This window comes from Rhizohabitans arisaemae (assembly GCF_025996515.1).
Lineage (GTDB): Bacteria > Actinomycetota > Actinomycetes > Streptosporangiales > Streptosporangiaceae > Rhizohabitans > Rhizohabitans arisaemae.
In genome coordinates this window covers 396,985-422,559 of the sequence record NZ_BLRH01000014.1, presented here as the reverse complement: position 1 = coordinate 422,559, position 25,575 = coordinate 396,985, and the positions used below count along the sequence as shown (strand labels likewise).

The window sequence follows — 25,575 nt, the reverse complement described above, 5'->3', positions numbered from 1 at the left end:
GAGTTCTCAAGGAACGCACGCACACCGCTCGGTCTCCACCGGAGTCTCGACCGCCCGGAGCGTCTTCCGTTCTGTTGTGACTTAATTCTACATTCTCCCGATCCGGTGTCAAATCCACCAGACTCTGAAATCTGCTAGAATTTCGTCTCCCCTTTTCAGGGACAACCCCTCTAACTTACCGAACCGCTTCCCCGTTGTCCAGTCGATCAACCAAGTTGCTCGCGTGCACGTGGAGAAACACCGACCTACCGGGAAACCCGATGAGCCGGAGACTCGTTGTCTGGGGTTCGCCCGGGGTTTCGGGGGCCTTCCGGCCTCCGCTCATCCCCTGGCGAAGAGAACATTAAGCGCCCTCGGCCTAAGCGTCAAATCCCTGCCGGATGACCAACATCCCAGGTCAGGGCCGTTATCGGCGTCTTCCGGAGGGGTTCGCGATCAGACTGTTACCCAATCCGGGACCAACCTTTGATTCCTACCCCGCCTCAACCACCACCAAACCCCCGCAGGATCGCGGGGGTTCGCACAGGCGTGACTCAGAGATCGAGCAGGGACTCCAGGCCGACGGTGAGCCCGGGGACCTCCGTCACCCGCCTGACGCCGAGCAGGACACCCGGCATGAACGACGACCGGTCCATCGAGTCGTGCCTGATCGTCAGGGTCTCGCCGTGCCCGCCCAGCAGCACCTCCTGATGGGCGATGAGGCCGGCCAGCCGGACCGCGTGGACCCGTACCCCGGCGACGTCGGCCCCGCGGGCACCCGGGAGCTCTGCGGTCGTGGCGTCCGGCGACGTGCCCACCCCCGCGACCCGCCGAGCCTGCGCGATGAGCTCCGCGGTCCTGGTCGCGGTCCCTGAAGGGGCGTCGACCTTGTTCGGATGGTGGAGCTCGATGATCTCCACTGAGTCGAAGTAGCGCGCCGCCTTCTGGGCGAATCCCATCATCAGCACCGCGCCGATTCCGAAGTTGGGGGCGATGAGCGAACTCACCCCGGGGTGCTCGGCGAGCCAGCCGGCCACGGTCTCCAGCCGCCGAGCGTCGAATCCGGTGGTGCCCACCACGGTGTGCAGTCCTTTGCCGATGCACCATTGGAGGTTGTCCATCACCACCCCGGGCTCGGTGAAGTCGACCACCACGTCCGCCGAGGCCAGCGGTTCACGGGCGTCGCCCGCGTCCACCTGAGCCACCAGCTCCATGTCCGGCGCCGCCTCGACGGCTCGGCACACTTCCGCACCCATGCGCCCTCGGGCGCCCAAAACCCCTACCCTGATCACGGCGATCCAGCCTATCGTCTCGGTCCGCGCGACCCGTGCCCGACGCGGCGCCCCGGCCCCGCGTCCGATACGGCGGCGCAGCCCGTACCGGACGTCGTCACGACCTCGCCGCGCCGGCCCGGAGCGGGGCTCCCGCCTCGTGGAGGTGGCTGAGGGCTTCGGCGTAGGACCGGAACAGCCCGCACTCGTAGTAGGGGATGCCAAGGCTCGCGCAGTGGGCCCGGACCAGGGGACGGACCTTGCGGAGGTTGCCCGTGGGCATGCTGGGGAACAGGTGGTGCTCGATCTGGTAGTTGAGCCCGCCCATGAGGACGTCGACGAACGGTCCGCCGCGAACGTTGCGCGAGGTCAGGACCTGCTTGCGGAGGAAGTCCAGCTTGTCGTCCGGGCCTGGCATGAGCATCCCCTTGTGGTTGGGGGCGAACACACAGCCCATGTAGAAGCCCCAGAGTCCTTTGTGGACCGCGAGGAACACCAGGGCCTTGCCCGGCGGGAGCACGAGGAAGAGCGCACCGAGATAGCCGGCGAAGTGCGCCAGGAGCGCACCGCCCTCGACCAGCGGACGCCGCACCACGCCACGGAAGAGCGACTGGACGCTCGCCACATGGAGGTTCAGCCCCTCCAGGAAGAGCATGGGGAAGAACAGCGGGGCCTGCCAGCGGGAGATCAGCGCGGCGAATCCGCGCCGGGGGCGGGCCTGGTCCCCCGTCCAGATCAGCGCGCCGGGGGCGACGTCGGGATCGTGGTCGACGTCGTTGGGGTTGGCGTGGTGGCGGGTGTGCTTGTCCATCCACCAGCCGTAGCCCAGACCGATCAGCAGGTTGCCCGACAATCCGGCCGACTCGCTCGCGCGCTTGGTGCGGAAGACCTGGCGATGCCCGATGTCGTGCCCGAGGAACGCCACCTGGGCGAAGACAAGGGCGAGGAAGGCCGCGACGACGAGCTGGTACCAGGAGTCTCCGACCAGGAAGAACGCCGTCCAGCCGCCCAGGAGGAGCACCCCGACCAGCGCGGCTCGAACGCCGTGGTAGACCGGCCGCCGCCGGAGGAGCCCGAGTTCCGCGGCCTGCCGGGAGAGCCGGGCGAAATCGCTCCCCCGGACGGCCGTTTGCGCCGCCACTACCCCGACCAACCCAAGAACTCACGAAATTTCGGCTTCTCAGCCACTTTGGACCCCCTTGCGCAAATGAATCCGGTCAAGAGGACGGTAACGATCGAATGGCCCGTACCGCGTTCCCCCGAAGTGCCATTTCTGGGTACCACCAAAGGGCTACTACGCCGCGCCGGAATAGGTCTCAAAGATGAGGAAACCGGCACCCACCGCAGGTGAGCGCCGGCATGCGATGTTCCGTCAGAGTGCGATCGCGGCGGAGAAATCCTTGTCCTTGTAGGGCCCGATCACCGCGAGGGTCCGCGGCCGGGTCAGCACCTCGTGGGCGATCCCCTCGATCTCCGCACGGGTCACGGCCTGGATCCGCTCGAGGATCTCCTCGACCGACATCAGCCGCTCGTAGACCAGCTCGCTCTTCCCTATCCGCGACATCCGGGACCCGGTGTCCTCCAACCCGAGGACGAGGCCACCGCGCATCTGCCCCTTACCCCGCTCGATCTCCTCATCGGTGAGCCCGTCGGCGAGGACCCGGCCCAGCTCGTCCCGGCAGATCGCCAGGACATCGTCGATCTTGGACGGGAGACAGCCGACGTAGACCCCGAACTGCCCGGTGTCCGCGTACTGCGAGGTGTAGCTGTAGGCCGAGTAGGCCAGCCCGCGCTTCTCCCGGATCTCCTGGAAGAGCCGCGAGGACATCCCCCCGCCGAGCGCGGCGTTCAGCACACCGAGCGCGAAACGCCGGTCGTCGTTGCGGTCGATGCCGATCGTGCCGAGGACCAGGTTGGCCTGCTCGGTCGCCCGGGAGAACACCCGGACGCCCGGCCTGGGCAGCGCGCCTTCCCCGGTCAGCCGCGGCGGCTCGGGCGGCGTGTCCGGCGTGCCGAGCCCGCCCGCCCGGTCGTAGGCCGCCGCGATCAGCGAGACCACCAGATCGTGGTCGATGTTCCCGGCGATCGAGAAGACGGTCTTGGGCGGCGTGTAGTAGCGCCGGTAGTACTCGGCGATCCTGTCCCGGGAGATGTCGTTGATCGATTCGACGGTCCCCAGGGTCGGGCGCCCCAGCGGCGTGTCGCCGAAGAGCGCCTCGGAGAACTGCTCGTGGACGACGTCGGAGGGCTCGTCGTCGTGCATAGCGATCTCTTCGAGGATCACCTCACGCTCGGAGACGACGTCCTCCGGATCGATCAGCGCCGAGGTCACCACGTCGGCGAGGACGTCGATCGCGAGCGGGAGGTCGGTGTCGAGCACCCGTGCGTAGTAGCAGGTGTACTCCTTGCCGGTGAACGCGTTGATCTCCCCGCCGATGCCCTCGACGGCCGCGGAGATCTCCAGCGCGTCCCGCTTCGGGGTGCCCTTGAAGAGCAGATGCTCCAGGAAGTGCGTGGCCCCCATGTGCTCGGGGGCCTCGTCACGCGAGCCGATGCCCACCCAGGCGCCGACGGCGACGCTCCGTACCGTGGGCATGGTCTCGGTGATCACTCTGAGCCCACCGGGGAGGACGGTGCGCCGGACGACGCCGGACCCGTCCCCGCCCGGGTGCAGAACGGCTGTGCTCACGAGTTGCGGTCGCGGTCGTCGCGTCCGCCGCGGGTACGGGTCCTGGTCCGCCGCGGGGGCGCCGACGGCTCGTCGGCCGACGGTTCGGTACGGGCGGAGCCGGCCTCCGGGGACGAGGTGTCCCGCTCGGCGCGCTCGGCGGCCTCCCGCTCGACGACTTCCACCGGAACCAGGGAGAGCTTGCCCCGCTGGTCGATCTCGGCGATCTCGACCTGCACCTTCTCCCCGACCGACATGACGTCCTCGACGTTCTCGATCCGCTTGCCGCCGTGCAGCTTGCGGATCTGCGAGACGTGCAGGAGCCCGTCCTTGCCGGGGAGGAGCGACACGAAGGCGCCGAATGCGGCGATCTTCACGACCGTGCCCAGGTAGCGCTCGCCGACCTCCGGCATGTGCGGGTTGGCGATCGCGTTGATGGCGGACCGGGCGGCCTCGGCGGACGGGCCGTCGGTGGCACCGATGTAGATGGTGCCGTCGTCCTCGATGGTGATCTCGGCGCCGGTGTCGTCCTGGATCTGGTTGATCATCTTGCCCTTGGGTCCGATGACCTCGCCGATCTTGTCGACCGGGACCTTGATCGTGATGATGCGCGGCGCGGTCGGGTTCATCTCCGCCGGAGTGTCGATCGCCTCCTGCATCACGTCCAGGATCGCCAGGCGGGCGCCGCGCGCCTGCTTCAGCGCGGCGGCCAGGACCGAGGCGGGGATGCCGTCGAGCTTGGTGTCGAGCTGGAGCGCGGTGATCACGTCCCGGGTGCCGGCCACCTTGAAGTCCATGTCGCCGAAGGCGTCCTCGGCTCCGAGGATGTCGGTGAGCGTGACGTACTGGTCGCCCTCGCCGATCAGGCCCATCGCGATACCGGCGACCATGTCCTTGAGCGGGACGCCGGCGTCCAGCAGGGACATCGTCGAGGCGCAGACCGAACCCATCGACGTCGAGCCGTTGGAGCTGAGCGCCTCCGAGACCTGGCGGATCGCGTACGGGAACTCCTCGCGGGTCGGCAGGACGGGCAGCAGCGCCCGCTCGGCCAGGGCGCCGTGGCCGATCTCGCGGCGCTTGGGCGAGCCCACCCGGCCGGTCTCACCGGTGGAGTACGGCGGGAAGTTGTAGTTGTGCATGTAGCGCTTGGTGCGCTCGGGGTTGAGCGTGTCGATCATCTGCTCCATCCGGAGCATGTTCAGCGTGGTCACGCCCAGGATCTGGGTCTCGCCGCGCTCGAACAGGGCGGAGCCGTGCACCCGCGGGATCAGGTGGACCTCGGCGCCGAGCTGCCGGATGTCCTTGGTGCCCCGGCCGTCCATCCGGACGCCCTCGGTGAGGATGCGCTCCCGGACCAGCTTCTTGGTGATCGCCCGGTAGGCGGCGGCGATCTCCTTCTCCCGGCCCTCGAAGTCGGCGAGCAGCTTCTCGGCGGCGAGCGCCTTCACCCGGTCGAGCTCGGTCTCGCGCTCCTGCTTGCCGGCGATGGTGAGGACGCGGGCGAGGTCGGAGCCGACGGCCGCGGAGACCGCGTCGTACGCGTCCTGCTGATAGTCGACGAAGATCGGATACTCGGCCGTCTCCTTCGCCGCCACCTGGGCGACCCGGGACTGCGCCTCGCACAGCACCTTGATGAACGGCTTCGCCGCGTCCAGGCCCTGCGCGATCGTCTCCTCGGTGGGGGCGACCGCACCCTCGGCGACCAGGCGCAGGGTGTCCTTGGTGGACTCGGCCTCGACCATCATGATCGCGACATCGCCGTCCGGGAGCACCCGGCCGGCGACGACCATGTCGAAGGTCGCCCGCTCCAGCTCGGGATGGGTCGGGAACGCCACCCACTGGGCGTCGATCAGCGCCACCCGCACCCCGCCGATCGGCCCGGAGAAGGGCAGCCCGGCGAGCTGGGTGGACAGGCTCGCCGCGTTGATCGCGACGACGTCGTAGAGGTGGTCGGGGTTGAGCGCGAGCACCGTCGCCACGACCTGGATCTCGTTCCGGAGCCCCTTGACGAAGCTCGGGCGGAGCGGGCGGTCGATGAGGCGGCAGGTGAGGATCGCGTCCTCGGACGGACGACCCTCCCGGCGGAAGAACGAGCCGGGGATACGGCCCGCGGCGTACATCCGCTCCTCGACGTCCACCGTCAGCGGGAAGAAGTCGAGGCTTTCCTTGGGGTTCTTGGACGCCGTCGTGGCCGACAGCACCATCGTCTCCTCGTCGAGACAGACGACGGCCGAGCCGGCCGCCTGCCGGGCGAATCTGCCGGTCTCGAAGCGGATGGTACGCGTGCCGAATACGCCGTTGTCGAGAACGGCTTCCGTTGTGTGGACACCCTCCACGGGGGACCTCCTTCAATCAAGGTCGCCCGCGTCTCTGCTCGCTCCAGAGCTCCTCGTCAGGTGCAGCGCCGGTCTTCGATCGAAGCGCCCGGTTGTCATGCGGTCTACCGGAAGCCACTACCGAGGACCGGCCACTCCGACGCAGCGGGTGCGCTGCAGTGCGGACGCGGGGCACTTTCTCGGTCTATTCAGTTTGCGGGCAACTTCGCGTCGCAACGATCATGACGCGCCGTGGCCCGGTAATAAGAAGGGAGCGGCACCGAGCCGCTCCCCCGTCGAACTATCGGCGCAGACCCAGCCGCTCGATCAGCGAGCGATACCGCGCGATATCCTTGTTCTGCAGGTACTTCAGCAGCCGGCGGCGGCGGCCGACAAGCAGAAGAAGACCACGGCGGCTGTGGTGGTCGTGCTTGTGGCTCTTCAGGTGCTCGGTGAGTTCACTGATGCGCCTGCTCAGCAGAGCGACCTGAACCTCCGGCGACCCGGTGTCGCCATCACCGGTGCCGTACGCGGTGATGATTTCCTTCTTGGCGGCGGCGTCGAGCGACACTGCTCTCCTCAACTTTTCTAAGGACACGCGTGAATGTGGTCATTTGCACGAACGACCATGCGTGCCTACAGTCGCCGTGCCGTCCGGCAGGCGGCACGATATGCCGCCGATACAAGGCCGACATGTAAGGCTACCACTGTGGGCGAGCGCCCCATCCCCACGTGTCCGCCATGGGACATTCCACCACGGGAGACTCCGCGCGCCGCCTGCGGCCGTACGGGATGGCGGGCCGAAAGCGCCGGTACGGGCCGGGCCGGCCGATCGGGAGGGGATCGGCGCGTCGATGCCCGGTTGCGAGACATGAGGTGAACACCCCCGCCGTCTTAGGGTTCACCTATGTGATCATGTTCGCGTGGACTGTACCGGGCATCGACGCGCGCCCTCTGACACCTCTTGCTCACCCCGGGTGTCACCATCATCCTGCGCGATGCCGACCAGAGTTGATAAGTATTTCGAACAACTCCGTACAACTACGAACAACTACGAACTACCCATAAGTCAATATTTCTGCATATTTCATCTCCTGATTGACCAGCGCCACCTTTGATCGGCCGGCGGCGTCGCAGGCGCGCAAGCCGCAGCGTCCCGGCCCTAGGAGACGGATGACCAACGTGGCCTCTGACCCGGACCCATCCCACGCTCAAACACCCGCCGAGTACGTCGCCCTGCTGCGCCTGTTCCGTGACCGATCGGGTCTCACCTACCGCACCATCCAGCGCCGCGCCGCGGAGAACGGCGACTCCCTGCCCGCCAGCACACTCGCCACCATGCTCACCCGGGACACCCTCCCCCGCGCCGAGCTGGTCTCCGCGTTCCTCCGGGCGTGCGGGGAACCCACGGTACGGGTGGACGCCTGGCTGGAGATCAGGCGGGACCTTCTCACCGCCCCCGTGCCGAGCCCCGACGCCGGGCCGGCGGACGAGAACGCCGACGCTCCCCCGGCGGAGGCGGTCCCGGAGCCGGCCACGCGGCCCGCGTGGTACCCGGCCCGCCACCCCCGCCTGTACCTGCTGTCCGCCGGATTCACCCTCGCCGTCGTACTGATCACCATCGTGGTGGTCTCCAACACGGGCGGTACGACCTCCGCTTCCGGCGCTTCGAGCCCTTCACCCTCGCCGTCGGCGTCCCCCTCCCCCGCACAGGGGCTACCGCCCAGCGGTACGTACCGCTTCCGGATCGCGCTCTCCGGCCTCTGCCTCACCGAGAAGCCCACGCTGGAGACCGGTGAGCTCTGGCAGGGCCCGTGCGACCAGGCGATGCCGACGAGATCCCTGGTCCGGCTGGGCGACGAGTACCAGATCACCACGGACCACCCGGACTTCGGTCCGGGCTGTATGGGGGTGAAGGAGTCGAGTGCGTTCATCGGCGCGACCGTCGCCGACGACTTCTGCGCGAAGACCGGGGCCGGCGAGCGGTTCGAGCTGGTACCCGCGCTGGAGAAACCCGGCGGGTTCCGGATCAAGGCCCTGCACAGCGGACTGTGCGTCGGCTTGACCGGCAACTCCCTCAAACCGTGGGCCGCGATCCGACAGGTGTACTGCTATCAGAACAGATTCGGACAGATCTTCTTCCTGGATCCAGAGAAGACGGGCTAACCCGTCAGGTCCCTGGCCTGTTCCACGTCGCGGTGCATCTGCTCGATCAGCGCCTCGATCGAGTCGAACTTCAGCGTGTCGCGCAGACGCGCCCCGAAGTCCACCGCCACGTGCACCCCGTAGAGCTCAAGGTCGTCGCGGTCGAGGGCGTAGGCCTCGACCGTGCGCTGAACCCCGGCGAACGTCGGGTTCGTCCCGATGGAGATGGCGGCGGGCCAGCGCTCCCCGTCGTAGGCGGGCGCGATCTCCCCGACCGGGATGGACCGGAGCCAGCCGGCATAAACTCCGTCGGCGGGGATCGCGGTGTACCTCGGCGACTCCACGTTGGCCGTGGGGAAACCCAGCGCCCGGCCGCGTCGATGACCCCGGACGACCACGCCTTCGACCCGATGTGGACGGCCGAGGGCGAGCGTCGCCTCCTCGACCTTCCCGGCGGCGACGCACTCCCGGATGCGGCTGGAGGTCACGGTCCGATCGACGGAGAGCAGCGGAACCGCCTCCACCTCGAAGTCGTGCTTCTCCCCCAGCATCCGCAGCGTCTCGACGGTTCCCGACGCCTTGTGGCCGAACCGGAAGCCCTCCCCCACGATCACCCCCGCCGCGTGCAGCCGGTCCACCAAGACGGACTGCGTGAACTCCTCCGGCCCGAGCCGGGAGAGGCCGGCGGTGAACGGGAGCACGCAGACCGCGTCCACCCCGAGGCCGGCGAGAAGCTCGTTGCGATAGGCCGGGCTGGTCAGCTGTGAGACCCGGGTACCCGGCTGGAGCACCTCGTCGGGGTGCGGGTCGAACGTGACCACGACGGCCGGCCTGCCGTTCTCCCGGGCGAGGTCCACCGCCCGTCCCAGCACCCGCTGATGGCCCCGATGGACCCCGTCGAACACACCGATCGTGACGATGGACCTGCCCCACCGCTCGGGGACATCGTCCAATCCGTGCCAGCCTCGCACCTTCGCCCCTTCCATTGGCCGGTCTGCGGCCAGACAAGCGTCCCATGCCCGCCCCGGCGCCTCGACATCGGATCGCCGCCGGCTCAGGGGACGAAGACCGCGAGCGACTTGGCCACCGGCCCGGCCTCCTCGACCAGCGCGAGCAACGTGCCGTCGGGCGCGAACACCCCGATCGGCCCGGGGCCGGCGCCCGTCGAGGGCAGCCGCCCCCCGTGCGCGACGGAACGGGCCTGCTCCTCGGTCACGTCACGGCGGGGGAACGCCGCCGCGACGGCGTCGGCGATCGGCAGGATCTCGCAGGACTCGGCGAGCTGCTCCACGGTCCTGGCCAGCCCCAGATCGTACGGCCCCACGCGGGTCCGGCGCAGACGGGTCAGGTGACCGCCCACCCCGAGCGACTCCCCCAGGTCCCGGGCGAGCGACCGGATGTAGGTGCCGCTGGAGCACTCCACCTCGACGTCGACGTCGACCAGGTCCCCCAGGGTCCGGATCTCCCGTACCCGCATCGAGTACACGGTCACCGGCCGCGCGGCGAGCGCCACGGCCTCACCGGCCCGAGCGCGGCTGTAGGCCCGCCTGCCCTCCACCTTGATCGCGCTGATCTGCGGCGGCACCTGCAGGATCTCCCCGGTCAGCGCGGCCACCCCGGCCTCGATCGCCTCCGGGACGACCCCCGCCGCGCTCACCTCGGCGAGCGTCTCGCCTTCCGCGTCGTCGGTCGAGGTGGTACGGCCGAGCCGGATCGTCCCCTCGTATGCCTTCCTGGTCAGCGCGAGATGGCCGAGCAGGCGGGTGGCCTTCTCGACCCCGATCACCAGGACCCCGGTGGCCATCGGGTCCAGGGTGCCCGCGTGCCCCACCTTGCGGGTGCCCGCGATCCGGCGCATCTTGGCCACCACGTCGTGGGAAGTCCAGCCCGCGGGCTTGTCCACCACGACCAGCCCGCTGACCGCGCTCACGGACGGCCCCCGAGTTCGGCCAGGAGCGCCCGGAAGGCGGCCATCGTCTCCTCGACCGCCAGGTGCGAGGTGAAGCCGGCCGCGAAGGCGTGCCCGCCTCCGCCGAGCGCGGCGCAGACCCTCCCGACGTCCGACTCCCCCTTGGAACGTGTCGACACCTGCCAAGCCCCTTCGTCGTCCTCTTTGAGCACCACCGCGACGTCGGCCTCGTCGATCCGGCGGACCACGTCGATGATCCCTTCGATCTCGTCGTAGGCCAGGCCGTAGGCGGCGCGATCCGCCCTGGTGACATAGGTCCAGACGATCCCCGGCTCCAGTACGGCCCGGCGGAGCGTCTCACCCAGCGCGTGCAGGTACCCGAACCTGGCCCGGTCCCAGAGCTCGCGGGCGATCTCGTCGGTCGAGATCCCGGTCTCCAGAAGCCGGCCGGCGAGGGCGTGCACCGCGGGCGTGGTGGCGGAGTAGCGGAAGGAGCCGGTGTCGGTCACCAGCCCCGTGTACAGGCAGGCCGCGATGTCCCGGGTGATCTCCTCGCCCATCCGGTCCAGCAACTCGGTCACCAGGACCGCGGTCGCCGCGGCGGAGGTGTCGACGAGCCGGACGTCCCCGAAGCCGGTGCCGGACAGGTGGTGATCGATGACGATCAAGGTCTCGGCCCGGGCCGCGTTGGGGGCGAGCAGGCCCAGCCGTTCCACGTTCCCGGTGTCGAAGGCCACCATGACCTGCGGTTCCGCGGGGAAGGCGTCGGGAGGCACCAGCATCTGCTGCCCGGGGAGGAAACGCAGCAGCCTGGGCACCGCGAAAGGCTTGTCTCCGAAGGAGGCGACGCAGGGCGTACCCGCCCGCCGCAGCGCCAGCGCGAAGGCGAGCGTGGAGCCGAGCGCGTCCCCGTCCGGCGCGACGTGGCAGGCGAGGGCGACCTGCCGGGCACCGCCGAGGGCGGCGACCGCGGCGGACCAGTCGGATTCCAAGACCGTCACGTCGCGGATCGACCGGCCCTGTCGTCCTGCTCGACGTCGTCGAGGTCCGGCTCCGCCCGGTAGGGGTCGGGGTCGCCGGCGTGCTCGGCGCCCTCGGCCCGCTTGGCGATCTCGGCGTCCCGCGCCTGGGCCTGCGCGAACAGGTCGTCCATGTGGCGGGCGCTGTCCGGGAGCGGGTCGTGCTGGAAGGCCAGCGTCGGGGTGTGGCGCAGCCCCGTCCGCCTGCCGACCTCGGAGCGGATGATCCCCTTGGCGCTCTCCAGCGCGGCCGCGGTGTCGGCGCGCTCGGCCTCCGAGCCCATCACCGTGTAGAAGACCGTGGCGTCCCGAAGGTCGCCGGTGAGCTTGGCGTCCGTCACCGTGACGAAGCCCAGCCGGGGATCCTTGATCCGGCGCTCCAGCATCTCCGCCACAATCTGATGAATTCGATCCGAAAGCTTGCGCGCACGCGCCGCGTCCATCTCCGTGCTCTCCTACTCGCCCGATTCCCTCATGTCGCGCACGACCGAGCGGCCGCGCGCATGCTTTCGCTATTCCTCGTTGAAGAGTTGCCGCCGGGCGGACAACAGCTCGATCTCGGGGCGACCGGCGACCAGTCGCTCACATCCGTCGAGTACTTCGGAGCAGTTTCCCGCTTCGGCGGAGACCACCGCGATCCCGATCTCGGTCCGCCGGTGCAGGTCCAGGTGACCCGTCTCGCCGACGGCGACGGCCGGATAGCGCCGCCGCACCTCGGCGATGAGGGGCCGTACGACAGACCGCTTCTGCTTGAGCGAGTGTACGTCGCCCAGCAGGATGTCCAGAGTCAATGCACCTATATACATAGTTTTGTCACGCCTCGCGGCGGTCGGGTGCGGTACGGCTGACGCCCGTACCGCACCCGACCGCGCGGCGAACCAGGTCGATCCCTAGTCGCGCGGCTTCTCCCGCATCTCGAACGTCTCGATGACGTCGTTGAGCTTGATGTCGTTGTAGCCGACACCGATACCGCACTCGAAGCCCTCGCGGACCTCGGTCGCGTCGTCCTTGAACCTGCGGAGCGACGAGACGGAGAGGTTGTCGGAGATGACCACGCCGTCGCGGATGAGCCTGGCCTTGCTGTTCCGGGTGATCGTGCCCGACCGGACCAGCGCACCGGCGATGTTGCCGATCCTCGGCACCTTGAAGACCTCGCGGACTTCGGCGGTACCGAGCTGGACCTCCTCGAACTCGGGCTTGAGCATGCCCTTGAGCGCCGCCTCGATCTCCTCGATCGCCTGGTAGATGATCGAGTAGTACCGGATGTCGACGCCCTCGCGCTCGGCCATCTGCGCGGTCTTGAGCTCAGGCCGCACGTTGAAGCCGAGGATGACCGCGTCCGAGGCGATCGCCAGGTTGACGTCGTCCTGGGTGATCGCGCCGACACCGCGGCGGATGACCCGGAGACCGACCTCGTCGCCGACGTCGATCTTGACGAGCGCGTCCTCAAGGGCCTCGACCGAACCGGAGACGTCACCCTTGATGATGAGCACGAGGTCTTCGACCGTGCCCTTCTCCATGTCCTTGATCAGGTCCTCAAGGGTACGGCGGACGCGCTTCTTGAGCTGCTCGGCGTTGCGGATCCGCGCCTGGCGGCGGTCGGCGATCTGACGCGCCACCCGGTCGTCCTCGACGACCAGGAAGTTGTCACCCGCACTCGGCACCGCGGTGAGACCGAGCACCTGCACCGGACGCGACGGACCCGCCTCGGGAACCGACTCGCCGTTGTCGTCGAGCATCGCGCGGACCCGGCCGTAGGCCTGGCCGCACACGATCGAGTCGCCGACCCGCAGGGTGCCCCGCTGGACCAGAACCGTCGCCACCGAACCGCGGCCGCGGTCCAGGTGTGCCTCGATGGCCACGCCCTGGGCGTCCATGGCCGCGTTGGCCCGCAGGTCGAGCTGGGCGTCCGCGGTCAGCACGATCGCTTCGAGCAGCGTGTCCAGACCGATGTTCTGCTTCGCCGACACGTCCACGAACTGGGTGGTGCCGCCGTACTCCTCGGCGATCAGGCCGTACTCGGTGAGCTGCGCCCGTACCTTCTGCGGGTCCGCGCCCTCCTTGTCGATCTTGTTGACCGCCACCACGATGGGCACGCCCGCCGCGGTCGCGTGATCGATCGCCTCGGTCGTCTGCGGCTTCACGCCGTCGTCCGCCGCGACCACCAGCACCACCAGGTCGGTGGTGTCGGCACCACGCGCACGCATGGCGGTGAACGCCTCGTGACCCGGGGTGTCGATGAAGGTGATCTTCCGGTCCTCGCTGTCGACCACCGTCGAGACCTGGTAGGCACCGATGTGCTGGGTGATGCCCCCGGCCTCGCCCGAGGCGACGTTGGAGTTGCGGATCGCGTCGAGGAGCTTGGTCTTACCGTGGTCGACGTGACCCATGACGGTCACGACCGGCGGCCGCGAGACCAGGTCGGCCTCGTCGCCCTCGTCCTCGCCGTACTCGATGTCGAACGACTCCAGCAGCTCGCGGTCCTCGTCCTCGGGGCTGACGACCTGGACGTTGTAGTCCAGCTCGGCACCGAGCAACTGCAGGGTCTCCACGTTGACCGACTGGGTCGCGGTGACCATCTCGCCCAGGTGCAGCATGATCTGCACGAGGGACGCGGGGTTCGCGCCGATCTTCTCGGCGAAATCGAACAGCGACGCGCCCTGCGGCAGCCGTACGGTCTCGCCGTTGCCGCGCCGGACCTGCACGCCGCCGATCGCCGGGGCCTGCATGTTGTCGAACTCTTGACGACGCTGCTTCTTGGACTTGCGTCCCCGCGTGGGACGCCCGCCGGGACGGCCGAAGGCACCGGCCGTACCACCGCGGCCACGGCCGCCGGGGCCGCCGCCCGCACCGGGACGGCCACCGCCGCCGGCGAAGCCACCGCCGCCACCACCACCGGGACCGCCGGTGCCGGTACGGGTACCGCCACCGCCGCCGCCACCGGGACGACCGGCGAAGCCGCCGCCACCACCGGGACGACCGCCACCGGGACGACCGCCGCCGCCACCGCCACCGCCGGGACGGCCACCGCCGCCACCGCCGGGACGACCGGCGCCGCCACCCCCACCGGGGCCGGCGGGACGCGAGGGCATCATCATCGGGTTGGGACGCGGACCACCCGGACGCGGCATGCTCGACGGGCTCGGACGCGGGCCGCCCGCACCGGGACCGGTACCCCGCGCGGACGCGGGTCTCGGCATCCCGGAGTCGCGCGGCGGGCCGTCGCGGCGCGGACCGCGGTCCGCGCCGTCCCTCGGCGGCCGGTCCTCGCGCGGCCGATCGTCACGGGGACGGTCGTCGCGCGGCGGCCGGTCGTCGCGTCCGCCGCGGGCCGGACGGGCCACGCCCATCCCGCTGGCGTTCGAGGAGAACGGGTTGTTCCCGGGTCGCGGACCACGGGGGCCCGGACGCGGACCCGGCTTAGGCGCACCGGGACCACCCGACGTGCCCGGGGCACCCTGCTGCCTGCCGCCACCGGGACCCGGACGCCCGGACGCGGGGCCGGGACGGCCCTGCTGGGGCGCGGGCCGGGGACCCGGACGCGGGGCGCTGGGACGCGGACCGTCGGACCGCGGATGCACCGGCGACTGAGGCGCGGGTGCGACCGGCGGAGGCGGTGCCGTGGACTGCGCCTGCGGCGGGGGCTGCGGGGTCGGGGGCATGGGAACCGGAGGACGGTTCGCCACTCCCGCCGGGGTGGGACGCGGGCCGGGCCGCGGGCCCGGGACCGGCCCCGGTACAGGTCCGCGCGCGGGCGGCGCGGGCGCCTTGGGGGCCGCGCTCTCCGCGGGCCTCGCCGCCCTCGGCGGCGTCTTCTGTCTGTCTCCTGCGCTCTTGGGGCCGGAGGGGCCGGAGAACGCCTCCTTGAGCTTGCGGACAACCGGCGCCTCGATCGTTGAGGACGCCGATCGCACGAACTCGCCCATTTCCTGGAGCTTGGCCATCACGGCCTTGCTCTCGACACCGAACTCTTTGGCGAGTTCGTAGACCCGGACCTTCGCCACTGCACTCCCTACCTCGGCCCGGGGGCAGTGCCTACCGGACCGTCGCTAACTAGACGTACTCATCGCCGCATGCTCATCAGGCGCTCATCGCTATCTGACCCGCCCATCGTCTCGGCGTCCTACATGACATTTCGGTTAAGCCTTCCTGCAAACCCCTCGAGGTAGGAACGCACTCGAGCGGCATCCAACGTTCCACCCGTGCGAAAGGCACGAGGAAACGCCCGGCGACGCTCGGCGAGCTCCAGACAACTGAGGGAGGGATGCAGTGAAGCACCCCTGCCGTGCAACTGTCCTCGCAGGTCAAGAGTTATAACACCCTCAACCACGACCAGACGGAGCAAGTCGGACTTAACCGCACGAACCCGACAACCCACGCATGTTCTCAGCGGGGCTGTCCGTTCGCCACCGTTCAGTTTACCGCGTGGAGGCATCTGCGGGACCGACCGCGTCTTCCGGGCTCTGCGAAGCGGACGAATCCCGGGGGTCGGGAGCGGCCACATCGGGACGGATGTCGATACGCCAGCCCGTCAGCCGGGCGGCCAGACGGGCGTTCTGCCCTTCCTTGCCGATGGCGAGCGAGAGCTGGTAGTCGGGCACGGTCACCCGCGCGACGCGCTGATCGGGGTCGATGACCTCGACCCGGGAGACCCGGGCGGGCGAGAGCGCGTTCCCCACGAACGTGGCCGGGTCCTCCGACCAGTCGATGATGTCGATCTTCTCGCCGTGCAGCTCGGTCATCACGTTGCGGACCCGGGAGCCGAGCGGGCCGATGCACGCACCCTTGGCGTTCACCCCGGCCTTGCGCGACCGAACGGCGATCTTGGTACGGTGGCCGGCCTCACGGGCGATGGCGGCGATCTCGACGGTGCCGTCGGCGATCTCCGGCACCTCCAGGGCGAAGAGCTTCTTCACCAGGTTGGGGTGGGTGCGGCTCAGCGAGACCGACGGCCCGCGGTGCCCCTTCTTCACCTGGACGACGTAGGCCTTCAGCCGCTCGCCGTGCACATACTGCTCCCCGGGGACCTGCTCGCTGTGCGGCAGGATCGCCTCGATCTTGCCCAGGTCGACCAGGACGCTCCGCGGATCCTTGCCCTGCTGGATGACCCCGGCGACCAGCTCGCCCTCCCGGCTCGCGAACTCACCGAAGTTGATCTCGTCTTCGGCGTCGCGCAGCTGCTGGAGGATGACCTGCCGGGCCGTGGTCGCCGCGATCCGGCTGAAGTTGCTCGGGGTGTCGTCGTACTCCCGGATCACCTCGCCGTTCTCGTCCAGTTCGGCGGCCCAGATCATCACGTGCCCCGTCGACCGATCCAGTTCGGCCCGGGAACGGGGCGCCGCACCCTCGGTACGGTGATACGCGATGAGCAACGCATCCTCGATCGCCTTGACAACCAGGTCGAAGGAGATGTCCTTCTCCCTTTCCAGGCTGCGCAGGACGCTCATGTCGATGTCCACGACGGCTCCCCCTAGCCCTGAGCCGCGGTGTCGACGTCGACGGAATCGTCGTCGTCATCGTCGTCGCGGCGGAACTCGACCTGTACCCGCCCACGGGCCAGGTCCTGATAGCTGTAACGACGCTGTTCGCCGCCGACCTCCAGCTCCACGCCTTCGTCGTCGGCGCCCGTGACGCGTCCCTCCACGGACCCGCCCTCACGCAGATCCGCCTTGACCAACCGGGTCCTCGCCCGCCGCCAGTGCCGGGCCTCGGTGAGAGGCCGGTCCACCCCCGGCGAGCCGACCTCCAGGACGTACGGGGCGCCGCCGAACGGATCGGCGTCGTCCAGCACCTTGGAGACCGCCTGACTGACCGCGGCCACCGCGTCCAGGCTCACACCGCCGTCGGCGTCCACGACGACACGGACCAGCCTGCGCCGGCCTGCCGGAGCGATCGTGAGATCCTCCAGTTCAAGCCCCGCGGCCGTGACAACCGGCTCAAGCAGCCGTATGAGGTTGTCACGGTGAGCAGCGTTGCTCACGAAGCCCTCCTTCCTAGTCTCAGCCTGGCGGTGCACACAGCCTATCCACACCAGACCGTTGAAATAGCTGGACTACCTCACCAGCCGACCGCGCGCCGTACGATGCTTGCCATCTCATATCGCAATCCCACGACGAGGAGCGCCGCCTTGCACCACCGTGCCCTTCCCCGGCGCACCGTGCTCCTGGGGGCCGTGGCCCTCGCGGCGGCCGGATGCGGTTCCACGCCGGAGGCCAAGGCACCCCCCGCGCCCCCCGACCCCGAAGTCACCCTGCTCATCGACCTCGTCGCCGGCAAGACCCGTCTCCTCGACCTCTACACCGCGGCACAGCGGGCCCACACCGCCTTCGCCGAGCGGCTCCGGCCGTTCCACGCCCGCCACGCCGAGCACCTGAAGGCGCTCACCGCGGAACTCAACCGGCTGGCACCCGAACCGTCCTTCCCCACCCCGTCACCCTCGCCGGCCGTGACCGCCGCGCCCACGCCCCCCGTCCCGGCCGCACTCGGCAGAGCCCTCGCCATGCTGCGCGGGGAGGAACGCAAAGCCGCCGTCACCCGTCTCCGCCACATCGGCGGCGTCTCCCCGTCCCTGGCTCAGCTCCTCGCCAGCATCGGGGCCTGCGAAGCCGCCCACGCCGTCGCCCTGCCGAGGTCCAGATGAACGTCGACACCGCCCTCCAGGAAGCCCTGGCCGCCGAACACGCCGCCGTCTACGCCTACGGCGTGATCGGCGCCATGGTCACCGGAGCCCGGCGCGAGACCGCCAGGCAAGGCTTCGCCGCCCACCGGACCCGCCGCGACCAGATCCGCACCGTCATCGTCCGCAGAGGCGGCAAACCCATCGAAGCCGACCCCGTCTACGCGCTCCCCCACCCCGTCGGCGACGCCGCGTCCGCGATCCGCCTCGCCGCGTTCGTCGAGGAGCGGATGGTCGCCTCCTACCTGGAGCTGGTCGCCGCCGACGACGAGGGCGTACGGCGCTTCGCGGCGCTGGCCATGCAAGACTGCGTGACCCGCGGGTACGGCTGGCGCCCCACCGTCACCGGCGCCTTCCCCGGCATGCCCGGCGCCCAGGGCGCCACCTCCGCGGGCACGCCCCAAGGCACCGCTCCGGCGCAGTCGTCGAGCGCGCCCCCGCCGGCCGCGGATCCCAGCCCGGTGCCGTCCGCCGCCCCGTGAATCTCCACCGCGGCGGCGGCCGTACCGGAACGGATCAGGAGGCGCAGGCGGCGATCACCCGGTCGACGGCCTCGGCCAGCGGGATCTCGTCCTTGGTACCGGCCTTGCGGTCGCGGAGCTCCACGACGCCTTGGGCGAGGCCGCGGCCGACCACCAGGGCGGTGGGGACGCCGAGGAGTTCGGCGTCGTTGAACTTGACGCCGGGGGACACCCCGGCGCGGTCGTCCACCAGGACGCGCAGGCCCCGGGCCTCCAGCCGGGCGGCGAGGTCGAGGGCCACCTCGATCTGGTTGTCCTTGCCGGTGCCCACGATGTGCACGTCGGCAGGGGCGATCTCCCTCGGCCAGACGAGGCCGCGCTCGTCGTGGGACTGCTCGGCGATGACGGCCACGGCGCGCGAGACGCCGATGCCGTACGAGCCCATGGTGATCCGGACCGGCCGGGCGTCGGGGCCGAGCGCGTCGAGGGAGAAGGCGTCGGCGTACTTGCGGCCCAGCTGGAAGATGTGGCCGATCTCGATGCCACGGGAGATCGTCAGCGTGGAGCCGCAGCGGCCGCAACGGTCGCCCTCCCGGACGTTCACCGCGCCGATCTCGCCGTCGGGCTCGAAGTCCCGGCCGCGGACGACGTAGGCGGCGTGCCTGTCCTGCTCGTTGGCGCCGGTCACCCAGGCGGAGCCGGGGGTGACGAGCGGGTCGACGAGGTAGCGGATGCCGAGCTCGGCGAGGTGCCCGCCGTCGGCCGTACCCGCGCGGCCCTGCGGTCCGATGTATCCCCTGACCAGGCCGGGGTGCTTGGCGAGGTCCTCGGGGTCGGCCTGGTCGACTTCGATCGGCTCCAGCTGGCCCTCCAGCCGGTCCAGGTCGACCTCCCGGTCGCCGGGGACGCCGACGACGAGGAGCTCCCAGTCCTCGCCGGGCTTGCGGGTCTTGAGGACGACGTTCTTCAGGGTGTCCGCGGCGGTGATCGAGAGCCCGTGGTGCTCGTTCATGTACGCGACGAGCGTCTCGATGGTGGGGGTCTGGGGGGTGTCCAGCACCTTGACGTCCGGGACCTCCTTGGAGGTCGCGGCCGGCGTGGGGGCGGCCAGGACGACGGCCTCGGTGTTGGCCGCGTAGTCGCAGGAGGTGCACTGCACGAAGGTGTCCTCGCCGGTCGGGCAGGGGGCGAGGAACTCCTCGGAGGCCGACCCGCCCATCGCGCCGGAGGTGGCAAAGACGATCTTGTAGTCCAGGCCGAGGCGGTCGAAGGTCTTGATGTAGGCCTCGCGGTGCAGCTCGTAGGAGTGCTTGAGACCCTCGTCGTCGAGATCGAAGGAGTAGGAGTCCTTCATGATGAACTCACGACCGCGGAGAATGCCGGCCCGGGGCCGCGCCTCGTCCCGGTACTTCGTCTGGATCTGATAGAGGATGACGGGGTAGTCCTTGTAGGAGCCGTACTCCCCCTTGACCATGAGGGTGAACATCTCCTCATGCGTCGGGCCGAGGAGGTAGTCGGCTCCCTTGCGGTCCTTCAGGCGGAACAGCGTGTCGCCGTACTCCGTCCAGCGGCCGGTCGCCTCATAGCTCTCGCGGGGCAGCAGCGCGGGGAAGAGCACCTCCTGCGCCCCCATGCGGTTCATCTCCTCGCGGACGACCTGGGCCACGTTCTCCAGAACGATCTTTCCGAGGGGGAGCCAGGAGTAGATCCCGGGAGCGGCGCGGCGGACGAGCCCGGCCCGGACCAGCAACTTGTGGCTCGGCACTTCCGCGTCCGCCGGGTCCTCGCGCAGGGTGCGTAGGAACAGGGTCGACATGCGCAGCAGCACGGCTACTCCTCGTGGAACGGGCGAGCGTCGGAAGGCTCTGGGAATGCGAGAGTCAAAGGCTACCGCGTCACACGGTCAGCCCTATCGGAACAAAGAAGTCCAGGAGCCAGCCGAGCGGCAGGGCGACGGCGAGGGAGCGCAGCCACGACCGCCAGCCCGGGCGGACCGTGACGACGACCACGACGGCCAGCGCCACGACGAGCACGTGGATGGCGAACGGCAGGTTGAGGAAGAGGTCGGCGAAGAGGCGTCCGGCGAGCAGGGCCGCGGCGAGGTCCCCCCGGAGCCCGGGGAACCGGGTGAGGTAGCCGAGGACGCCGATCATGATCCATCCGATCAGCACGATGTTGATGACGGTCAGCTGGACGCCCAGCGCCCCCAGCGCCTGGGTGCCGCCGAACCCGACCACCACCAGCTGGGCGCAGAGCATCCCGATCACGGCGAGCGACGCGGCGAGCGCGGACCAGCCGACGCCCGAGGCCCGGCGGCCGATCACGAGGGGGATGAGGAAGTAGACGTAGGGGTTGTAGACGAGGGCGACGAGCGATCCTGAGACGAGTGAACCGAGCAGCCCGGCGAGTACGCCCACGAGAAGGCTGAGCATCATGTGCCGCACGATGCCCTGATAGTGCCGGTCAATCGCCACGAAATCTGACGATTCCGGTGTCTCCGGGATGGTTCCCTTTCGCCAGATCGTGGTCATTGTTCTGCCCAGAAAAGTCGCCTACGCCCTCCAGTAATAGGTATAGGCATCTTAAAAATGGACAAAATTCCCTTGACAGGCTAGCCGCCGAGGAGCTTCTCCCATGGCTGCGGAGACGGGGTACGGCGCCGCGTGTCCAGCGCGTCGCGTATCCGCCACGGCCCCGTCCGGACCCGGCCGCGATCCCGGCCCAGCGGATCCAGCGCCCGCAGGACGAACCGCACCCCCATGACGTCCAGGCTCGCGGACGACTGGGTGGCTGGGCCGGCCGGACCGGCGAGGCGGCCGACGAACCCGGGCACCCGGATGCGCTCGGTGAGCAAGACCGCGAGCTCCGAGGCGTACGGCCCGTCGGTCCACTCGATGTGCCAGCTGTGGTCGGTCCCCCGCCACCAGGTCAGGTCACGGCAGGCCTGAAGAAGCTCAGGCTCACTCGTCAACGCCGCCATGACCCGGCCCAGCGCCTCGTACCGCCGGGCCCCACCCTCGCTCCCACGCCCCCTCATGTGACTGAGCGTGCCATCCACGCCCGCCCGCGTCACGGGGTTTGACCGCAAACCCTCCGCGAGGAGAATCTCCGCGGGGAGTTGGAACCGAGATGAGCCGCTACCCGCGCGTCGCGGCATTCAACGCGTTGACGATGCCCCGGCCGTAGAAGCCGTTCCTGGCCTTCGTCCCGGTGCAGCTGTGGTTGGCGTCGGCGTAACGGGTACCGCCCGAGGAGGGGCAGCCGGTCGGGGTCGCCGTGGCGTACAGCTTCGCCTCGGTCGTCGACGGGCTGAGCGCCAGACCGCCGAGCCCCGGCCGCCCGAACCGGCTGACGATGATCGCCGCGACCCCGGCCACGTGCGGAGCGGCCATCGAGGTGCCCTGAAGGTACTGGTAGTAGTAGCAGCGGCCGAGCTGGCACTCCCGGACCACCGGCGCATCGGCCTTGGGCGATCCGTCCTCGTTCAGCAGCCCGTTCTTCCGCAGCACCGCCTCGGGCGCCGCGCCGAGCACCCGCGCCCGGGTGCCGCCCTGTCCGGCGTCGCCGCCGGGGGCCGAGATGTCGGTCTGCTCGATGCCGTAGTTGGAGTACTCGGCCTTGCGCTTGAGCGGGCCGACCGAGGAGACCGCGACCACGCCCTTGGACTCGGCCGGGACCGAGACACAGGAGTTGTTGATCTTCCGCTCCTTGGCCGAGCCCTCGGGGAAGTTGGGGCTCGCGGTGTCCACCGTGGGGCGCCCGAGGTCGACGCCCTCGTTGCCGAGCGCGGCGATCAGGGTCACGCCCCGGGAACGGGCGTAGTCGAGCGCCCGCTGCGTCGCACTGATGATCGTGCGCTGCTGGGCGCGCTCCGCCGCCGAGTCCGCGGGGTTGTTCGGGCAGTTGAAGAGCCAGGGGTCGATGTAGAAACTCATGTTGAGCACGTCGATGCCGACCCGGCCGGCGTAGGTGATCGCGTCCAGGGTCGGCTTGAGGAAGAAGAATCCGTCGTCGGTGGCGACCCGCAGGTTGACCAGCGAGACGTTCGGGGCGACCCCGGCCATCCCCAGGCCGTTGAGCGGCGAGCCGATGACGCTCGCGACGTGCGTCCCGTGGCCGTCCCCGTCGAAGTCGACCGGGTCGCTGTCGACGAAGTTACGGCTGAGCGCCCGGTTGAAGTTGGGCGCGATGTCGGGGTGCTTGCCGTCGATGCCCGAGTCGATCACACCGACGAGCACCTTCTTGCTCCCCGGCGCCCGCTTGTAGGAGCCGTCGACGGTCGCGCCGATCATCTTCATGTCCCACTGGCGCCCGGCGAGCGGCTCGGCCTTGAGCGGTGCCGGCGCCGCCATCGCGGCGGAGGTCGGCTCCGCCTCGGCCCGCCCGGCCGCGGCGGCCGTACGTCCCACCACGGTGTTGCGGGTCACCCCGGCCACCTGCGGGGACACGGCGGCGGAGAATCCGGCGTCGGCGGACTCGACGAGCACGACCCCGATCTCTGAGTTCTCCCCGACGACCACACCCCCGGCGCGGTCGATCGCGGCGAGTCCTTCGGTACGCCTGCCGTCGGCGAGGAGCACGACGTACTCCGCCGTCATCCCCGATGTGGTGTCACCCGCGGGCACCACCGAGGCGACCGCGATCAAGGCGGCCGACACCGCCCCGGCGATCAAGAGCCTGCCCATGCCGCCCATGGATCCTCCTTTATCGGGGTTGCTCCCCCTTGATGGGCAAACATACCAACCGATCTTGAAGGCGGAGGGACTCTGACAAACGCAGGTATGCCTCCGGCATCCCATGGGTCTGAGTACGGCGTCCGCCTGGTCACGCTCAAGTGGTTCACCCCGGCCTAGACCATCAAACCTTCATGTCACTCTCGGTGACATGCTTGACCTGCGGCGGATCGGCCGCCAAGCCCGGCCGGGCAAGGCGAGCGGTTCCAACCTCACTATGTGAGCTTTTATCCGCCTTTTACGGTGAGTGCCGCCCCTGCCGGGCGGTCGGGGCCTGTGGCCTGCCCTACTTACAAGGGCGGCAAAACCTGCTTTTCTCGGACAAATGATGAATGTGATACAAATCACAAATATTACAACCAGTCACCATCTTGATGGGATCGGACAGGCTTGATCGGGCCTAAAGCGGCCTCGACGTCTAAGGTCACGGCCCTGACGGTCCCGACCGGGCGACCAGGTGCCATGACACGGCGTACCGCCGTCCCCGCGCTGCAATCAAGCTGCTGATTCTTGATATGTCACAATCGAGCCGTGACTTCCCTACGCGTGGCCGTGGTCGGATCGGGTCCAGCTGGGATATACACCGCCGAGGCCCTCACCAAGCAGGCCTTCGGGCCCGTCGAGATCGACGTCATCGACCGCCTCCCCACCCCCTACGGGCTGGTGAGATACGGCGTCGCCCCGGATCATACCTCGATCAAGTCCATCGCCAACTATCTCAAGCGTGTCCTGGAGACCCCCGGCGTGCGCTTCCTCGGCGGAGTCGAGCTGGGCACCGACGTATCCGCCGCAGACCTGCTGACCTGCTACGACGCCGTCGTGTACTGCACCGGCGCCATGGTCGACCGCAAACTCGGCATCCCCGGTGAGGACCTGCCCGGCAGCGTGGCCGCCACCGACTTCGTGAACTGGTACTGCGGCCACCCCGACATGTCACCCGAGGCCTTCAGCCTCGACGTGCCCGCCGTCGCCGTCATCGGCGTGGGCAACGTCGCCGTCGACGTCGTACGGATCGTCGCCAAGACCGCTCCGGAGCTCCGGGAGACCGACGTCCCCGAGCCCGTCCTGCAGATCTTGGACAAGAGCGAGGTCCGGGAGATCCACATGATCGGGCGACGCGGCCCCGAACACGCCAAGTTCACCACCAAGGAGCTTCGCGAACTCGGCGACCTCCCCGGTGCCGACGTGGTCGTCCCCGCCGACGAGGCCGTCGTCCCCGAAGGCGACTACCCGCGGCAGATCAAGAACAACGTCACGGTCATCCAGGAGTGGGCCGAACGCGTCCCCGAAGGACGCCCCCGACGGCTCAACGTCCGCTTCTGGCTCCGCCCCGTGGAGATCATCGGCACCGACCGGGTGGAAGCCCTGCGCCTCGAACGGACCCACCTCGACGAAACCGGCTCCGTCGTCGGAACCGGTGAATACGAGACGCTCCCCGTCGGCATGGTCCTGCGCTCCGTCGGCTACCAGAGCGTTCCCCTCCCCGACGTCCCGTTCGACAACCGGGCCAAAGTCGTCCCCAACCGCGCAGGCCGCGTCCTCGACGAAACCGGGCAGCCCATCCCCGGGACCTACGTCGCCGGCTGGCTCAAACGCGGCCCCACCGGTGTCATCGGCACCAACAAATCCGACGCCGCCGAAACCGTGCGCTCCCTCGTCGCCGACATCCCCGGCGGCGACCCCGGCAAGCCCCGCCTCGACGACCTGCTCAAGCAGCGCGGCACCGCCGTGGTCGTCTACGAGAACTGGCTCGCCATCGAAGCCGCCGAAGCCGCCTTGGCCCGCAGCCTCGCCCGCGGCGAACGCGTCAAACTCGTCGGCCGCGAAGCCATGTACGCCACCTTCACCAAACCCGCCCACCCCTGACCTCGCCGGACTGCGCGGCGGATGCGAAGACCGCCGCGCGGACATTCCGGGTACGGCCGCCGGCCGCCTGAGCGCGTAGGCGCAGCCCGTCTGCATCGGGCTTTCGCACTACTTGATCTCGACGATCATGAGCCTGTCCGTCTCATCCATCGTGATCAGGATCCCGCGTGCAACGCCGTCGACGACCACGCGGCCCTCCAACCTGGTGGCGTACACCTTGGTGAGCTCCACAAACTCCAGACTCCGGATACCCGACAGGAACGCGTTCGTCTGCTCCACCGGGAAGGTGTCCAGATACTCCGGGGCGAAGTGGTCCGCCAGCTCCTCCTCAGCGAGTGGCAGCCGCTTCAGCGCGCCAAGCAGCCAGGTCACATGCCTCCCGACCGGACTGTCGGGAATCTTGACCGTGGACTCCGCCACAGGGGTCTCGTCCCGTGCGGAAGGCGTGGAGGTGACCGGCTCAGCCGATTCCGTCACCCCCGCGACGGAACCTTTCGGCGCCGAGGAACACGCAGCCAGGGTGCCAACCGAGA

Annotated in this window: 23 protein-coding genes; 4 read left to right on the top strand and 19 right to left on the bottom strand. The window is 69.5% G+C overall.

Annotation, left to right across the window (positions count from 1 at the left end):
* Window positions 1–533: 533 nt before the first annotated feature.
* The 5 genes from dapB to rpsO form a co-directional block, all read right to left on the bottom strand.
* Window positions 534–1,271, bottom strand: coding sequence for a 4-hydroxy-tetrahydrodipicolinate reductase (dapB, locus tag RUR_RS08370; RefSeq protein ID WP_283134346.1), 738 nt, complete (start codon window positions 1,269–1,271; stop codon window positions 534–536).
* Window positions 1,272–1,368: 97 nt separating this feature from the next.
* A complete protein-coding gene (locus RUR_RS08365) occupies window positions 1,369–2,391 on the bottom strand; it encodes a fatty acid desaturase family protein (RefSeq protein ID WP_283134345.1) in 1,023 nt (340 codons plus the stop codon).
* A 231-nt stretch (window positions 2,392–2,622) separates the two neighbouring features.
* A complete protein-coding gene (locus RUR_RS08360) occupies window positions 2,623–3,939 on the bottom strand; it encodes a M16 family metallopeptidase (protein ID WP_283134344.1) in 1,317 nt (438 codons plus the stop codon).
* Window positions 3,936–6,254 carry a polyribonucleotide nucleotidyltransferase gene (locus tag RUR_RS08355; RefSeq protein WP_283134343.1) on the bottom strand — a complete coding sequence of 773 codons (2,319 nt, stop codon included), beginning with the start codon at window positions 6,252–6,254 and terminating at the stop codon, window positions 3,936–3,938. The genes RUR_RS08360 and RUR_RS08355 overlap by 4 nt, the downstream gene beginning before the upstream one ends.
* A gap of 280 nt (window positions 6,255–6,534) precedes the next feature.
* Window positions 6,535–6,804, bottom strand: coding sequence for a 30S ribosomal protein S15 (gene rpsO, locus RUR_RS08350; RefSeq protein WP_283134342.1), 270 nt, complete (start codon window positions 6,802–6,804; stop codon window positions 6,535–6,537).
* Window positions 6,805–7,406: 602 nt separating this feature from the next.
* Here rpsO and RUR_RS08345 point away from each other — a divergent pair.
* Complete coding sequence (locus RUR_RS08345; protein ID WP_283134341.1) at window positions 7,407–8,399, top strand: helix-turn-helix domain-containing protein; 993 nt, start codon at window positions 7,407–7,409, stop codon at window positions 8,397–8,399.
* Here the strand turns inward: RUR_RS08345 and RUR_RS08340 are convergent.
* The 9 genes from RUR_RS08340 to rimP all read right to left on the bottom strand — a co-directional run bounded on the left by RUR_RS08340 (window position 8,396) and on the right by rimP (window position 17,286).
* Window positions 8,396–9,349, bottom strand: coding sequence for a bifunctional riboflavin kinase/FAD synthetase (locus tag RUR_RS08340; RefSeq protein WP_283134340.1), 954 nt, complete (start codon window positions 9,347–9,349; stop codon window positions 8,396–8,398). The two genes, RUR_RS08345 and RUR_RS08340, sit on opposite strands and share 4 nt — an antisense overlap.
* An 83-nt stretch (window positions 9,350–9,432) precedes the next feature.
* Entirely contained in the window at window positions 9,433–10,308 is an 876-nt protein-coding gene (truB, locus tag RUR_RS08335) for a tRNA pseudouridine(55) synthase TruB (RefSeq protein ID WP_283134339.1), read from the bottom strand.
* Window positions 10,305–11,288, bottom strand: coding sequence for a DHH family phosphoesterase (locus RUR_RS08330; protein ID WP_283134338.1), 984 nt, complete (start codon window positions 11,286–11,288; stop codon window positions 10,305–10,307). Before RUR_RS08330 ends, truB begins: the two co-directional genes overlap by 4 nt.
* The gene (rbfA, locus tag RUR_RS08325) at window positions 11,285–11,749 is read right to left on the bottom strand and encodes a 30S ribosome-binding factor RbfA (RefSeq protein WP_283134337.1); all 465 of its coding nucleotides are present in this window, start codon (window positions 11,747–11,749) and stop codon (window positions 11,285–11,287) included. The genes RUR_RS08330 and rbfA overlap by 4 nt, the downstream gene beginning before the upstream one ends.
* Window positions 11,750–11,818: 69 nt before the next feature.
* Complete coding sequence (locus RUR_RS08320) at window positions 11,819–12,112, bottom strand: DUF503 domain-containing protein (protein ID WP_283134336.1); 294 nt, start codon at window positions 12,110–12,112, stop codon at window positions 11,819–11,821.
* Window positions 12,113–12,196: 84 nt separating this feature from the next.
* Window positions 12,197–15,310: a translation initiation factor IF-2 gene (gene infB / locus RUR_RS08315; protein ID WP_283134335.1), complete on the bottom strand. Its 3,114-nt coding sequence runs from the start codon at window positions 15,308–15,310 to the stop codon at window positions 12,197–12,199.
* A 119-nt stretch (window positions 15,311–15,429) separates the two neighbouring features.
* Window positions 15,430–15,741: a YlxR family protein gene (locus RUR_RS08310; RefSeq protein WP_283134334.1), complete on the bottom strand. Its 312-nt coding sequence runs from the start codon at window positions 15,739–15,741 to the stop codon at window positions 15,430–15,432.
* Entirely contained in the window at window positions 15,725–16,753 is a 1,029-nt protein-coding gene (gene nusA, locus RUR_RS08305; RefSeq protein WP_283134365.1) for a transcription termination factor NusA, read from the bottom strand. The genes RUR_RS08310 and nusA overlap by 17 nt, the downstream gene beginning before the upstream one ends.
* A 23-nt stretch (window positions 16,754–16,776) precedes the next feature.
* Window positions 16,777–17,286: a ribosome maturation factor RimP gene (rimP, locus tag RUR_RS08300; RefSeq protein ID WP_283134333.1), complete on the bottom strand. Its 510-nt coding sequence runs from the start codon at window positions 17,284–17,286 to the stop codon at window positions 16,777–16,779.
* A gap of 147 nt (window positions 17,287–17,433) precedes the next feature.
* Here rimP and RUR_RS08295 point away from each other — a divergent pair, with 147 nt between their 5' ends.
* Window positions 17,434–17,946, top strand: a complete 513-nt coding sequence (locus RUR_RS08295) for a hypothetical protein (RefSeq protein WP_283134332.1) — start codon at window positions 17,434–17,436, stop codon at window positions 17,944–17,946.
* A complete protein-coding gene (locus RUR_RS08290) occupies window positions 17,943–18,464 on the top strand; it encodes a ferritin-like domain-containing protein (RefSeq protein ID WP_283134331.1) in 522 nt (173 codons plus the stop codon). Before RUR_RS08295 ends, RUR_RS08290 begins: the two co-directional genes overlap by 4 nt.
* Window positions 18,465–18,498: 34 nt before the next feature.
* Here the strand turns inward: RUR_RS08290 and RUR_RS08285 are convergent, their stop codons facing one another.
* The 4 genes from RUR_RS08285 to RUR_RS08270 form a co-directional block, all read right to left on the bottom strand.
* Window positions 18,499–20,271 carry a proline--tRNA ligase gene (locus tag RUR_RS08285; RefSeq protein ID WP_283134330.1) on the bottom strand — a complete coding sequence of 591 codons (1,773 nt, stop codon included), beginning with the start codon at window positions 20,269–20,271 and terminating at the stop codon, window positions 18,499–18,501.
* Between the two features lie 67 nt (window positions 20,272–20,338).
* Complete coding sequence (locus tag RUR_RS08280; RefSeq protein WP_283134329.1) at window positions 20,339–20,917, bottom strand: hypothetical protein; 579 nt, start codon at window positions 20,915–20,917, stop codon at window positions 20,339–20,341.
* Window positions 20,918–21,054: 137 nt separating this feature from the next.
* Entirely contained in the window at window positions 21,055–21,480 is a 426-nt protein-coding gene (locus tag RUR_RS08275) for a hypothetical protein (protein ID WP_283134328.1), read from the bottom strand.
* A gap of 100 nt (window positions 21,481–21,580) precedes the next feature.
* Complete coding sequence (locus RUR_RS08270; RefSeq protein WP_283134327.1) at window positions 21,581–23,128, bottom strand: S8 family peptidase; 1,548 nt, start codon at window positions 23,126–23,128, stop codon at window positions 21,581–21,583.
* A gap of 579 nt (window positions 23,129–23,707) precedes the next feature.
* Between RUR_RS08270 and RUR_RS08265 the strand changes: the two genes are divergently transcribed.
* Window positions 23,708–25,042 (top strand): FAD-dependent oxidoreductase, encoded by a 1,335-nt coding sequence (locus RUR_RS08265; RefSeq protein ID WP_283134326.1) that lies wholly within the window; start codon window positions 23,708–23,710, stop codon window positions 25,040–25,042.
* A gap of 108 nt (window positions 25,043–25,150) precedes the next feature.
* On the opposite strand, the gene RUR_RS08260 is transcribed toward RUR_RS08265, so the two are convergent.
* On the bottom strand, window positions 25,151–25,519 hold the full coding sequence (locus tag RUR_RS08260; RefSeq protein WP_283134325.1) for a Cpe/LpqF family protein: 369 nt from the start codon (window positions 25,517–25,519) through the stop codon (window positions 25,151–25,153).
* Between the last annotated feature and the right edge of the window lie 56 nt (window positions 25,520–25,575).